Below are 12958 nucleotides of genomic sequence, written 5' to 3' on the forward strand. Positions count from 1 at the left end.
GATGTCTGATAAGAATTATCTGGAATGGCCGTTTTTTGACGAAAAGCACCGGATTTTACAGTTCGCCCTGGATCAATGGGCGTCTGAGCAACTCGCGCAAGATCATCCGCTGGATGTGGACCATGCATGCCGTCAGTTAGTGCGCCAACTGGGGGCCGCCGGCTGGCTGAAGCATGCGATTGGTGGCGTGAATTATGGCGCCGTGGACGAAGTGATCGATACCCGCGCCATTTGCCTGATACGCGAAACCCTGGCCCGTCATTCTGGACTGGCCGACTTCGCTTTTGCCATGCAGGGTCTTGGTTCTGGCGCGATTAGTTTGTTTGGTACTGAATCGCAAAAAAACCATTACCTGACACGGGTTGCACATGGTGAGGCGATTGCCGCTTTTGCCTTGTCGGAGCCGGATGCCGGTTCCGACGTGGCAGCGCTGCAATGCGCTGCCAGTCTGGAGGGCGATCACTATGTATTGAATGGCGAAAAAACCTGGATTTCCAATGGCGGGATCGCCGATTTTTATGTCGTATTCGCACGTAGCGGAGAGGCTCCCGGCGCACGCGGCATCAGCGCATTGATAGTAGATGCAGATAATCCGGGTCTGGCGATTGCAGAGCGTATTGATGTCATTGCACCGCACCCGCTGGCAAAGCTGCGCTTTAGCAATTGCCGCGTCCCCGTTCATCAGCGTCTGGGCGCGGCGGGGCAAGGTTTTAAAGTCGCGATGGCAACCCTGGATGTCTTTCGCACCTCGGTTGCTGCGGCATCGCTGGGCTTTGCCCGGCGCGCCATGGATGAGGCCCTGCAACGCGCTACGACACGCAAGATGTTCGGCCAGACACTGGCAGATTTTCAATTGACGCAAGCCAAATTGGCACAAATGGCAACCGGCATAGATAGCGCGGCCTTGCTTACCTATCGTGCCGCCTGGCAGCGCGACCAGGGGCGGAATGTAACGAAGGAAGCGGCCATGGCAAAGCTGAGCGCCACCGAAACAGCGCAACAAGTCATTGATGCGGCAGTGCAAATGTTTGGCGGGTTGGGCGTGGTCAGCGAGATGCCGGTAGAACGTCTGTATCGCGAAATACGCGCCTTGCGCATTTATGAAGGCGCGACGGAAGTACAGCAATTGATCATCGCCCGTGAACTATTGAAACAGCATGCTGCGGCGTCGGCAATCTCAAACTGACTGATTGACTGATACGCAAAGTATTCACCACGAAAGGATTCACATGGAATTTCTACAGCCGCCAGACTGGGTTCGCCCGCGCGGTTACTCCAATGGCATCGTCGCCCGGGGGCGCACTGTATGCGTGAGCGGCATGATAGGTTGGGATGGCCAGGGACGGTTTCATACCGATGACTTTGCGGGGCAGGTGAAACAGGCATTAAACAATATTGTCGATGTGCTGGCTGAGGCACAGGCCGAGCCGAAACATATCGTGCGCATGACCTGGTATGTACTGGATAAGAAAGAATACATCGCAGCCTACAAGGAAATCGGGGAAGCGTATCGCGATATTATCGGGCGTCATTTTCCTACCATGACGGCGGTGCAGGTGGCCGGGCTGATCGAAGATCGCGCCAGGGTCGAGATTGAGGTAACAGCGATTGTGCCTGATTAATGGAAATTTCAAGCTAATTAAGATTTACGCAAAAAACGAAACCGCAATCCGGCTGCGCCTGCTGGCACGAAATGCCTCTGAAAGTCGCATCCAGCCTGCGGGTTCAATATGAGTTGAGGTAAGCAGTTTTTCGTTTTGCGCAAGTCCTGCTAATGGAACATTCAGTCTCCAACCGGCACCAGATAAAATCGCCTGGAAACCTTTGCCAGCACTGGGTTTCAGCGATTTTCAGAGCAGTTTGGCAGGACACCGGCGATCTGCGTTAATTCTCAAAATTGCAAACTGATCGCGTTAGAGCCATCTATTCCGCGCATTGAACAGCGTTCCTATCTTCTAGACTATTCTGACTATGGGTATGCATGTCCGCACAACCCGCGCGAGGAATTATGTCTACATCGTCCAGACGGCAATATCTTGATCCCCGATACAACTATGGTGTGCCGGGGAGCATTTACGTTTTGCAAAACAGTGCCTTGCGCGATAACTTGTTTAAGCTTGGCGCGACCAGGAGCTCCGGCTGGGCCAAAGTTCTGGAGTTCAATCGTGACCCGGACAATAGCGTTCCCGGGAAATTTGAATGTATCTTCGAGATAACTACCAATGATTGCGGGCGAGCTTTAGAGCGTTTGCTACAAGAGCTGAAAGACTGTCGTTGCGGGCGGAACGAGCTGGCGTATTTCGACATCTCATTAGCTCAACTGAAAGAATTAGTCCAATCCGTCTGTCGCGAGACCGACAGAAAAAACGTAGGAAAAATTCAAGACATCGCGCTGGCGACTACCGCGTACCATCTCGACGCAGATCAGCAAATTGCTGACATGGGCGGCACTGGCAACGCTGTGGAGGCGATAGTATCCGGATCAGATATCGCCCGATGGTTCAGGCGGAAAATGGTATGGGCAGGTGCGGCAATCTCGCTAAGTGTTCTAGTCGTCGGCGCGCTATTGCTGGGCCAATGGCTGGATCAGCAAAATCAAAGCGAGCAGCTGTCGCAAGCTGTTGCGCCTATATCCGCCCCCATCTTACCGGCGTCAAAGTCGGGCAATGTCGCCAGAGTCAGCTTGCCGTCGCGTGGCAATGCTTTGAGTGAATCTGAAAAAACGGTACTCGGTCTTTCATGCATTGCGACTGAAAATCCTAAAAATCCGCAGGCATTTCATCTTTGCGTACAAACTCAATTGCAAGCGTCGACGACAGATCCTATTGACAAACTGACGCAGGACTTGAGCAGGCATTTGAATGCGCAGCAAAAACGCACATTAGAATACGAATGTATGAAAGAGCATGCTAAAACCGGTCTTGATGCCTATCGTACTTGCCTTAAACAAGGCTTGATCAAGCTGGATGCCCATCAGCAAAAACTGAGTCTAGCTGAAAAATCTGCCCGTCTTCTCTCAAAAAGCTAATCGGCAGCGGATATGCGCCATCGGTCAAAACGCCGGTCATTGCGCTTGTGACAGAGCGGTGGCGATCAGTGATAATGCAGGTCTTGTTATCGACTGAATGTTCAACTGATCCGCAATGAATGATCCCATCCCCTTGCTTGGCTTTAGCACAAGCGCATTAGAGTTGATCTCTTTCGTCTTATCGGTGTTGACTGTCGCCTTGAATATCCGTCAAATCCATTGGGCATGGCTATTTTCTATTGTGTCGTCGCTTTTGTATGGCGTGGTATTTTTCGACGCCAGGTTATATGGCGATATGAGTTTGCAGGCGGTGTTTGTATTGGTCTCGATCTGGGGCTGGGCACAATGGCTGCGAGGCGGTGCCGGTCACCAGGTTTTGCATGTCTCCAGATTATCCAGCCGGCAGCGCATCTGGTCTGCGGGCGCGTGGTTGCTGGCTTTTGTACTACTCTCATTTTTCTTAAAAAACTATACCGATACCGATGTCGCTTATGCCGATGGATTCCTGACGGCAGGCAGTTTATTGGGGCAGCTTTTACTCTCCCGTAAAAAATGGGAAAACTGGCAGGTCTGGATTATGGTGGATGTCTTGTATGTCGGTTTGTATGTGTACAAGGGACTGATGCTGACGGCTATTCTGTATGCCATTTTTGTTGCGATGGCGATCATGGGATTACGTGCCTGGAGTAAAAACAATGCCTGATTTATCCTCACCTGCATCATCCTCATCAGCGCATCGCCTGGCGATTCTCGGCGCGGAATCTTCGGGCAAATCCTTGCTGGCTGAAGCGCTGGCGCAGCGTTATCAAAGCGTCTGGGTGCCGGAGTACCTGCGTGAGTTTGTCGATACCCATCAGCGGGTGCCGACAGAAGCGGAGCAAATCCTGATTGCCCGTACCCAGGTGGAGCGCGAGCTGGCATTGCTCCCAGAGTCGAAGGGCTGGCTGTTTTGCGATACGTCGCCATTGATGACGGCGCTGTACAGCCGCCATTATTTCGGTAGGGTTGATGCCGAACTTGAGATACTTGAAAAACAGCATCGCTACGACTTTATCGTCGTGACCGCGCCGGATTTCCCGTGGACGCCAGACGGCTTGCAACGCGAATCGCCTGCCGTGCGTCAGCAGATACATGAGGACTTGCTGGATTTGCTGGATGAGCGGGAAATACCGTTCCTGATGGTCAGCGGCAGCTTGCAGGAGCGGGTGGAGCAGGTGGATTTTGCCTTGTCGTTTTTGCTGGCATAAATAATCTCACAGGATTGAACACGCATGACGAGTACCGTTATCCTGAATGAGTTGCAAGCTCAGCTTGGTTTAAAACTCAGCAAGTTTGGTCAGGTTTTCTCAGTCGTTAAACCTTATTCTCCTCCTCGCCAAGGAGTAAATATGAATGACCACTGCTGCTGAAAAAAGATACCTGTCACGTTTTCGTGATGTGTTTGACTACATCGATCAACATTTGGATGAAGAATTAAGTGTTGAGCAATTGAGTGCTGTTGCCGCATTTTCGAAATATCATTTTCACCGACAGTTCTCAGAGATGTTCGGTATCAGTGTGCATAAATATGTGCAGCTGGTCCGCTTAAAACGCGCGACTTATACGCTGGCATTCCGGGATCATGGCCGTATCATCGACCTCGCAATGGCTAGCGGATATGAAGGGCCGGAAGCGTTCTCGCGTGCTTTCAGGAAGATGCTGGGACAATCGCCTTCTGCGTTTAAAGAGGATCCGCTGTGGACTTCCTGGTATCAAACCTATCAGGCTGTTCACCATATAAGGATCACACACATGAAACCGGAACATACTTTAGAAAGCGTCAAAGTCGTCCATGTCGAACCGATCAGGGTCGCTGTATTAGAGCATCGTGGCGCGCCGGATCGCATCAGCCTATCGATACGTCGGTTCATTGAATGGCGCAAGCAACAGCGTTTGTCACCGGCCGTGAGTGCGACTTTCAATATTTTTTATTCGAATCCGCATGAGGCGGTGCCTGATGATTATCGTCTGGATCTGTGTGCCTCAGTGCAGCACGAGATTGCAGAAGAAAATGAGTTTGGGATTGTGAATAAGATGATTCCCGGCGGGCGCTGCGCCGTATTGCGACATGTCGGATCGGATGACAATCTTGCGCAGACGATGCAATTCATTTACTCGGAATGGCTGCCGCAGAGCGGTGAGGAGCTAAGGGATTTTCCTGTCTATGCGCAGCGTGTCAAGTTCTTTCCTGACGTCCCTGAGCAGGAAGCGATTATCGATGTTTTTCTTCCCATCCAGTAGCGTATAGATGCGTTGGCAAATGGTCAGGGCTTATGCAAAAACAAAAACCTCTCACTGACGTTTTGATATTCAAATGAACCCGCAAGCTGGATGCGCCTGTTGGCACGAAATGTCGCTGAAAGCCGCATCCAGCATGCGGTTTCAATGTGGATGGTGGTAAGCGGCTGGTCGTTTTGCGTAAGTCCTGACGGTATATAAGTGTTGCGGTAATAAAAACGGGATGCGCTGAAGGCATCCCGTTTTCTTTGGCGCGATCAGAAATCAAATTGCGCAGAGACCTTAAATACTCTTGGCGCACCGGGAAACAGGTAGCCGCCCAGTGATTGCGTGACATCGCGCCAGTAGAATTTATCGCTCACGTTGTCGATGTTAACGCGCAGGGTAGTCGCAACGCCCGCCAGCCTGGTGTGGTAACGGGTACCGAGGTTGAATACGCTGTAGCCCGGTACCATCACGCTGTTATCAGGCTGAAATGCTTTATCTCCAGCGTAATTCCAGCTACCGTTGAGGCTCAGGCCTGGCAGACCGGCGATGGCATAATCGAGATAGATAACGGATTTCCGCGCGGGCACATTGGTCACGCGCTTATCGTCGAGACCGGCGATGCCGGTACCCGATTGACGCGCGTCGAGCGCAGTCAAGCTCCCGCCTAATGACAGTGCGGGAGTGACGCGTCCTTGCACTGTCAATTCAAGCCCATTGTGTATCGCGGAACCGTTGCTGACATACACATTCGCGGTATTCGTATATTCCAGCGGTTTCTTGATGCGGAACGCGGCAGCGCTGATACTGACGTCACGGTTCAGATCGGCTTTGACGCCGATTTCAACTTGCCTGGATTTGGCGGGATTGAGCACCTGGTTGACATTGCCGGTACCGATAGGTGCGATGCCGCCGTGTTCCAGACCTTCGCTGAAAGAAGCATAGATGCTGATATTTGATTGCGGCTTGAATACCAGTGCCAGGCTCGGCAACTGGTAGCTGCGGTCGTAACCCGGGCTGTCGATTTGCTGGCGCCGGATCGCGACATGACGCAGACCCGCATGCAGTTTCCATGCATCGCTCAGGTCGATGATGTCTTGTGCGAACACGGACCATTCCTTATCGGTCCTGCGCAGCAGAACCGGCCCCGTCACATTGCCCGATGGCGGCACCACGGCAGGGCGGAACACATTGCTGCCACCCACATAGTCGTACACATAATCGCCAAAGCGATCGCGTCGTTGGAAACTTGAAAATCCTATCGCTAGATTGTGCCGGAAAGCACCAGCCAACCATTTGCCGCTCAAGATCGCCTGCGTCGCAACCGGGGATTTGGATTCATTCACGCTCTGATAGTCATACACATCGTAATCGCCATTGGCGCAATAGCCGGGATACAGGTTGGCAGCAGTGCAGCCGTAAGGGAAAGCGGTGTAATCATCCCGCTTAAATTCATGTCGGTTGGCGGAAAAACTTGCGCGCCAGTTGTCGCTGAACCGGTATTCAAAGCGCAGGCCGATATTGCTGCTACGGGTGAATACCGGTTTTGCCCAGGGCTGGTCATTGAGCATGATGTCGGGATTAATCCCGCGTGGCAAATCGGTGCCGTTAAACAGTTGATAGCCCGGGACGGTGAGTTGTGATTTACGTTGGTAATCGAGATCGAGCTGGAGCAGGGCCTGCGGCGTCATGTGCCAGTCGAATGCAGCCGAGGCAAACTGACGCTCACCGTCGGCGCCTTTGACATAGGAGCGGATTTTTTCAGCCGCCGCATTGATGCGATAGCCAAACTGCCTGTCATCCGATTGACCGCCGAGATCGGCTGTGCCGTACAAGGTACCGCGTTCGCTGGTTTCTATGCTGAGCGAGCGTAACGGCGCCGCAGTGGGGCGCTTGAGCACATAATTGATAATGCCGCCCGGTGTGGCGAAACCAGCCTGAAAGCCGGCCAAGCCTTTGAGGATTTCGATCCGTTCTTTGTTTTCCAATGGAATCGAGGCATCGCCAGGAATCGCCAGTCCGTCTTTGCGGTAGCTGCTGGTGTTGTCCAGTGCAAAGCCGCGGATCGAAAACTGCTCTGCATAGCCAACTGCGTTGTAGGCATCATTGACACTCGCATCGAATTTCATCGCGTCGGTACTGCTGCGGATGCGCAAGTCTTGCATTTGTTGTCGAGAAAAAACAGTCATCGAGACCGGCGTGTCTTGTAATGGCGCATCGACAAAGCCGGCGACGCTATTGGTAATGGGTTTTTCCTTGAGCTGTTTGTTGGCGCTGATGATGACTTCCGGCAGCGCTTGGTCGTCGCTTTGCGCATAGGCCGAAGATGTGAGTGCGCAAGCCTGTGCAATTGCCGCAGCAATAGCAGTCAGACGCAGCGTAGTGCGCATGCTCGTGCGCAGGGAGGACGGAGTTGTGGTTGGCATAGTGTGCTCTTTTTTGCGAAGTCAACGCAGGAGCAAACAAAGAGACGGGAGGAGACTTTGCGCTTCCCTACGCTGGCATTATCCAGATCAGGTTCAAGGGTATTTCTCACCTGCAGAAGACGATATCGGGCAACGATATTCGTCAGGCAGGACCCCTAGCGAGAGCCGTATTCTACTACAAAGCCGGATGCAGGCTGAAACCGGACTGGCTCAAGCACCCTGGCACGGATCTTTTTGGTCATAAATGATTTAAGCGACGGACTTGTCAAGCCGTCTGGCGCTTGAAGGTATGACGCAAGCCCTCTATCGAATACACTACCAGCGCAGTCCAGATCGCGATGAAACCAATTAGCCGGTCGCCGCTAAATGGCTCGTGATACAGGTATACGCCGAGCACCAGCTGGATAGATGGGGCGATGTACTGCAATAGTCCCAGGGTCGCCATCGGTATGCGGCGCGCACCGGCTGCGAACATGAGCAGGGGAATCGCCGTAATCGGTCCTGCTGCCAACAGTAGGGATTGGGTCGTCGCGGTGCCGCTGAGAAACGCGTTATGTCCTTGCATCGTGAGGTAGCTGAGGTAGGTAAAGGCGAATGGAAACAAAATAAAAGTTTCCAGCGACAACCCTTCCAACGCACCCAGAGCGGCGGTTTTACGCAGCAAACCATAAATACCGAAACTGATCGCCAGCGACAGGCCAATGACAGGCGGATGCCCGGCTTGCACCGTCAGCCAGATGACACCGCAGGCCGCAAGTGCGACGGCGATCCATTGACCGACACGCAGCCGTTCCCGCAACAGCACAAAGCCGAGCAATACATTCACCAGCGGCGTCATGAAATAACCGAGACTGGCATCGACCACCCGGTCGTTATTGATTGCCCAGATGTAGATCAGCCAGTTCACCGAGAGAAGTAAGGCACTCGCGGCAAAGCCTGCAATCAGTTTCGGTTGATTCAATAAATTACCGAGCCACGCCCATTGCTTGCGGATAGCCAGCACGATCACCAAAAATACTAAAGACCATAGCATCCGGTGCAGCAGTATCTCCAAAGCGGGAACGCCGTGCAAGGCTTTGAAATAAACCGGAAATAAACCCCACACAATATAAGCGGATGCCGCTAAGAGTATGCCTTTGCGCATGAGTGAACGATCAAAAGAGGAGATGGCGATGCCGAAAACTATTTTGTCAACGTCGCAGTATCCGATTTTCCGGATAATTGCTTTGGCATCAAGGATTTAGCATTATCGCAGCAATTCAGCGTGTGCGTAATGAGATAGTTCAAAACCGCGGAATGCTCTTGCGTTTACCTGCTTTGCCCCAACTTGGAAGTCAATAGAGCGGGATAGAGAGGAAATAACATGTTGATGAATTGCAATTGCCTGACCCATTCCGTTGCTTTCTTGCCTGGTAGTGTACGATGAACGCCTTACCTTTAATCCTCTTCCTGCTGGCGCTTGCCTGCGCCATTATGTTGGCGATATTTTTGCCTGCGTATTTATTGAAACGCGCAGTGCAGCAGCCATTTCCTTCGCATTACAACAAAATATTGCGTAAAAATATTCCGGTCTATTCGCGCATGCCCGCTGACCTGCAATTGCAATTGAAGCGTTTGATCAAGCAGTTTTTACATCAGAAAAAATTCATCGCCTGCGATGGCTTGCAGATGTCGGATGAGATCAAAGTCACGATAGCGGGCAGGGCCTGCATGTTGCTGTTGAATCGTGTCACGGCAGTGTATCCGGCGTTAAAAACCATACTGGTATACCCCAGCCCATTTATCGTGCCGCGTATCGAAACCGGCATGGGGGGCGTCGTCACGCATGCGCATCAAAGTTTATCGGGCGAGTCTTGGAGTGACGGACGGGTCGTTGTGGCATGGGATCATGTACAGCGCCGCGGTGGCGAACAGGCCGAAGGACATGACGTGGTGCTGCATGAATTTGCCCATCAGTTAGATAGCGAAACCGGGGTGACCAATGGCGCTCCAGCCTTGGGTAGCAAGGCAAGATACCAGCGATGGTCGGCTATTTTGTCCGAAGAATTTGCGGCCTTACAGCAAGCCGTAGCGTTGGGCGAGGATACTGTGATCGATCCTTACGGTGCGACCAATCCGGCCGAATTCTTTGCCGTGGTCACCGAGACGTTCTTTGAAAAACCATGGGCGATGGCACGCCGGCATACGGCTTTGTTTGAACAGTTCAGAGCGTATTACCAGGTCGATCCACGCGACTGGAGTTGATTGTTGAGCAGATCGTTGTTGATGCAATTGATTCCGGATTATTTTGTCCGTGCAGTCGCCAGATGTTTGCATAGCATTTCAGTACCATCAAGAATGCGTGGTCCCGAACGGTTCAGCCAGTCGCCTTTGACGGTAAATAAATTGTCTTTTTTAACCGCCGCCATATTGCCGAACTGACGCCAATCCGCGAACGCATCTTGCTGATCGCTGCTGCCGGTAATGATCGCATCGGGATTAGCCACCAGCACAGCTTCGGCGGTCACGGTAGGACTGATTTCTTTGAGCGCGCCAAAAATATTTTGCCCGCCGCATAACCGTATCGCCGCTGACACCATGTGCTGATCATTGAGTGTCATCAAGGGTTTGCGGGCGATCTGATAAAACACGTTGAGCGGTTTTTGTTTGTCTGCGAGCCGGTAGGTCTGGCGTAGTTTTTCTAAGCGAGCCTTGAATTTTTCAGCCGCGAGTTTGCCGGTTTCAGTATTCCCCGTCAGGATTGCCAGGCGCTCTATCGAACTGGCGATATCGTCGTAAGTATGCGGCTCGCTTTCAAATACCGCGATTTTGGTGTCGCGTATCTTGTTGGCGAGCACTTTACCATTGCCAGTGCCCCAGATCACGATCAGATCCGGTTTCAGTGCAATGATGCGCTCCAGATCCAGTGCGAATACATTGCCTATTGAAGCGATTTTTTTTGCGGCTTCCGGATAGTCGCTGTAGTCGCTGACTCCGACCAGTAAATTACCGGCACCCGCTTCAAACAACAGTTCTGTCGCATGCGGAGCCAGGCTGATGATGCGTTGCGCAGGCCGGCTGAGAGTGATTGTATGTTGCGCATCATCGGTCACCGTCACCGTAGCATGGCTGAGCTGCGCGCTAAGTGCAAATACACATGCAGTCGCCGCGCTGAATATCCGGTTTCCGGGGAACATCAAACTTCCAGATTGTCGATTAAACGTGTATTGCCTAGTTTGGCAGCGGCGACCACTACCAGCTCGGCTTTTTGAGCGATGTCACCGGCGGATGGCGGTTGCAAATCGGCACGTTTGCGTACCGATATGTAATCAGGTTTCCAATGGCGCTGCGCAAGTTTTGCCATGGCTTGTTTTTCCAGCTCAAAAATATCCAGATGACCTGCGCGAATTTCTTGCGCGACTTCATTCAGGGTTTGATACAGGACCGGCGCTTCGGCGCGCTCAGTCTCCGACAAATAGCCATTGCGAGAGGACAGTGCCAGACCATCTTCGGCGCGCCAGGTTTCGGCAGCGATAATTTCAGTTGGCAGGGCAAATTGTTTTGCCATGTTACGGACGATCATCAATTGCTGATAATCTTTTTTGCCGAACACGGCGACACGTGGTTGTACGCAAGAGAACAGTTTCAGGACGACCGTCGTCACTCCGGTGAAAAAGCCGGGACGGAATTCACCCTCAAGAATATTGCCCAAATCGTCCGGCGGACGCACACGGTATTCTTGCGGTTCTGGATACAGATCTTTTTCAGTCGGCGCAAATAAGACATACACGCCTTCTTTTTCGAGTTTCTCGACGTCGGCCTGGAAGGTACGTGGATATTTGTCGAAATCTTCATTGGGGCCGAATTGCAAACGATTCACAAAAATCGATGCCACTACCGGGTCGCCGTGTTTTTTTGCCAGGCGCATTAAGGATAAATGACCTTCGTGCAAATTACCCATCGTTGGAACGAATGCGGTGCGTAATTGACCGCGTAGCTGATCGCGCAATTCTTCAATGGAGGAGATGATTTTCATAGGATGATGAAGATGTGATGTTGGTTGTGATATGTCCTGATCGCTACTCTGCGCCGATTACGCAGGTGAGTAGGAAAGGCGAACATAAATCGGGGCAAACGCTTCGGCTTGCGTGATTTCGATCAAGGTTTCTTTGGCTAATTCAAGCAGGGCAATAAAGTTGACGACCAATACCGGCGCGCCTTTTGATGGGTCGAATAATTCTGAAAACTCGATAAATTTAGCCGACTGGAGTTTGCGCAAGATGCCCGACATATGTTCGCGCACGGAGAGTTCTTCACGGCTGATTTTGTGATGCGCAACCAGCGTCGCACGTTTCAATACATCCGCCCAGGCGGCTTGCAGATCGGCCACTTCAACATGCGGCCAGTGCAGTACGGTATTTTGTTCGATAAATACTTGCGCATGCAAAAAATCGCGACCCAGTTGCGGTACTGCATTCAGGTCATAAGCGGCTAATTTCATTTGTTCGTATTCCAGCAGGCGACGCACCAGTTCCGCCCGCGGATCTTCTGCTTCCTCGCCTTCCTGCCTCTTGGTGCTTGGCAGCAGCATGCGCGATTTGATCTCGATCAGCATGGCTGCCATGAGCAGATATTCTGCGGCTAATTCCAGGTTGTGCTTACGGATTTGTTCTACGTATTCCAGATATTGCAGGGTGACTTGCGCCATCGGAATATCGAGAATATTGAAATTTTGTTTGCGTATCAGATACAGCAATAAATCCAGCGGTCCTTCGAAGGCTTCCAGAAAAATCTCAAGCGCATCAGGCGGGATGTACAGATCGTTGGGTAGCTTGAACAGCGGTTCGCCATACAATTTGGCAAACGCCAGACCATCAACGACATCAGGTGTACTGTCGTTGTTGCCTAGCAGAGGCAGGTCTGTTGCAGGTAGGGTGGCGCTTGCTGTCACAGCGTGGCGGGCTTAGCCCTTGTTCTGATAGACGTAAGCTTGTTGCTCGACGCGGGATTCTTTGCTGCGCTGTTGCGTTTCCAGATCCGTTGGCGCTTTGTCCCACAGCAGGGCGCGGCCGTCACGCTGGCTTTGCTCTAAAGCCGGATTCGCCTGCTTCAGGCTGTTGATGAATTGCGTGGCTTCGGATTCGTACAGTGAAAATTGTTTGGAAAACTTCATGATGGCGCGATCAGCAGGTAAATGAACAATCAAAAGCGCATTTTACCCTGTAATGAGGTGGATTTTGATGGTTGCTATGGAATAAGGGCC

Annotated in this window: 13 protein-coding genes and 1 riboswitch; of the genes, 7 read left to right on the forward strand and 6 right to left on the reverse strand. The window is 52.1% G+C overall.

Annotated features, from left to right (window positions below; genetic code table 11):
- The first annotated feature begins 1 nt into the window (after nt 1).
- From LPB67_RS04490 to LPB67_RS04515, 6 genes are all read left to right on the forward strand, one after another.
- On the forward strand, nt 2-1186 hold the full coding sequence (locus LPB67_RS04490; RefSeq protein ID WP_262835852.1) for an acyl-CoA dehydrogenase family protein: 1185 nt from the start codon (nt 2-4) through the stop codon (nt 1184-1186).
- 43 nt (nt 1187-1229) lie between these two features.
- Nucleotides 1230-1622: a RidA family protein gene (locus LPB67_RS04495; RefSeq protein WP_262835853.1), complete on the forward strand. Its 393-nt coding sequence runs from the start codon at nt 1230-1232 to the stop codon at nt 1620-1622.
- Nucleotides 1623-2008: 386 nt separating this feature from the next.
- Nucleotides 2009-3028 (forward strand): GIY-YIG nuclease family protein, encoded by a 1020-nt coding sequence (locus LPB67_RS04500; RefSeq protein WP_262835854.1) that lies wholly within the window; start codon nt 2009-2011, stop codon nt 3026-3028.
- A 115-nt stretch (nt 3029-3143) separates the two neighbouring features.
- Nucleotides 3144-3731, forward strand: coding sequence for a nicotinamide riboside transporter PnuC (pnuC, locus tag LPB67_RS04505; protein WP_262835855.1), 588 nt, complete (start codon nt 3144-3146; stop codon nt 3729-3731).
- Nucleotides 3724-4275: an ATP-binding protein gene (locus LPB67_RS04510; protein ID WP_262835856.1), complete on the forward strand. Its 552-nt coding sequence runs from the start codon at nt 3724-3726 to the stop codon at nt 4273-4275. Before pnuC ends, LPB67_RS04510 begins: the two co-directional genes overlap by 8 nt.
- Nucleotides 4276-4420: 145 nt before the next feature.
- Nucleotides 4421-5308: a GyrI-like domain-containing protein gene (locus LPB67_RS04515; RefSeq protein ID WP_262835857.1), complete on the forward strand. Its 888-nt coding sequence runs from the start codon at nt 4421-4423 to the stop codon at nt 5306-5308.
- Nucleotides 5309-5562: 254 nt separating this feature from the next.
- Here LPB67_RS04515 and LPB67_RS04520 read toward each other — a convergent pair whose 3' ends face one another.
- The gene (locus LPB67_RS04520; RefSeq protein ID WP_262835858.1) at nt 5563-7716 is read right to left on the reverse strand and encodes a TonB-dependent siderophore receptor; all 2154 of its coding nucleotides are present in this window, start codon (nt 7714-7716) and stop codon (nt 5563-5565) included.
- Nucleotides 7717-7763: 47 nt separating this feature from the next.
- Nucleotides 7764-7883, reverse strand: a riboswitch (TPP riboswitch).
- Between the two features lie 98 nt (nt 7884-7981).
- Nucleotides 7982-8860, reverse strand: coding sequence for an EamA family transporter RarD (gene rarD, locus LPB67_RS04525; RefSeq protein ID WP_262835859.1), 879 nt, complete (start codon nt 8858-8860; stop codon nt 7982-7984).
- 278 nt (nt 8861-9138) lie between these two features.
- Here rarD and LPB67_RS04530 point away from each other — a divergent pair, with 278 nt between their 5' ends.
- Nucleotides 9139-9960: a zinc-dependent peptidase gene (locus LPB67_RS04530; RefSeq protein WP_262835860.1), complete on the forward strand. Its 822-nt coding sequence runs from the start codon at nt 9139-9141 to the stop codon at nt 9958-9960.
- A gap of 38 nt (nt 9961-9998) precedes the next feature.
- On the opposite strand, the gene LPB67_RS04535 is transcribed toward LPB67_RS04530, so the two are convergent.
- Genes LPB67_RS04535 through LPB67_RS04550 form a run of 4 tightly spaced genes read right to left on the reverse strand, consistent with a single transcriptional unit; the run spans nt 9999 to nt 12868 of the window.
- Nucleotides 9999-10892 (reverse strand): cobalamin-binding protein, encoded by an 894-nt coding sequence (locus LPB67_RS04535; protein WP_262835861.1) that lies wholly within the window; start codon nt 10890-10892, stop codon nt 9999-10001.
- Nucleotides 10892-11731: a pantoate--beta-alanine ligase gene (panC, locus tag LPB67_RS04540; protein WP_262835862.1), complete on the reverse strand. Its 840-nt coding sequence runs from the start codon at nt 11729-11731 to the stop codon at nt 10892-10894. The genes LPB67_RS04535 and panC overlap by 1 nt, the downstream gene beginning before the upstream one ends.
- Before the next feature lie 57 nt (nt 11732-11788).
- Nucleotides 11789-12646 (reverse strand): segregation and condensation protein A, encoded by an 858-nt coding sequence (locus LPB67_RS04545; protein ID WP_262835863.1) that lies wholly within the window; start codon nt 12644-12646, stop codon nt 11789-11791.
- A 12-nt stretch (nt 12647-12658) separates the two neighbouring features.
- Nucleotides 12659-12868, reverse strand: a complete 210-nt coding sequence (locus tag LPB67_RS04550; protein ID WP_262835864.1) for a DUF3460 family protein — start codon at nt 12866-12868, stop codon at nt 12659-12661.
- Nucleotides 12869-12958 lie beyond the last annotated feature (90 nt).

Source organism: Undibacterium sp. Jales W-56 (assembly GCF_025548535.1).
In the GTDB taxonomy this organism is placed as follows: domain Bacteria; phylum Pseudomonadota; class Gammaproteobacteria; order Burkholderiales; family Burkholderiaceae_D; genus Undibacterium.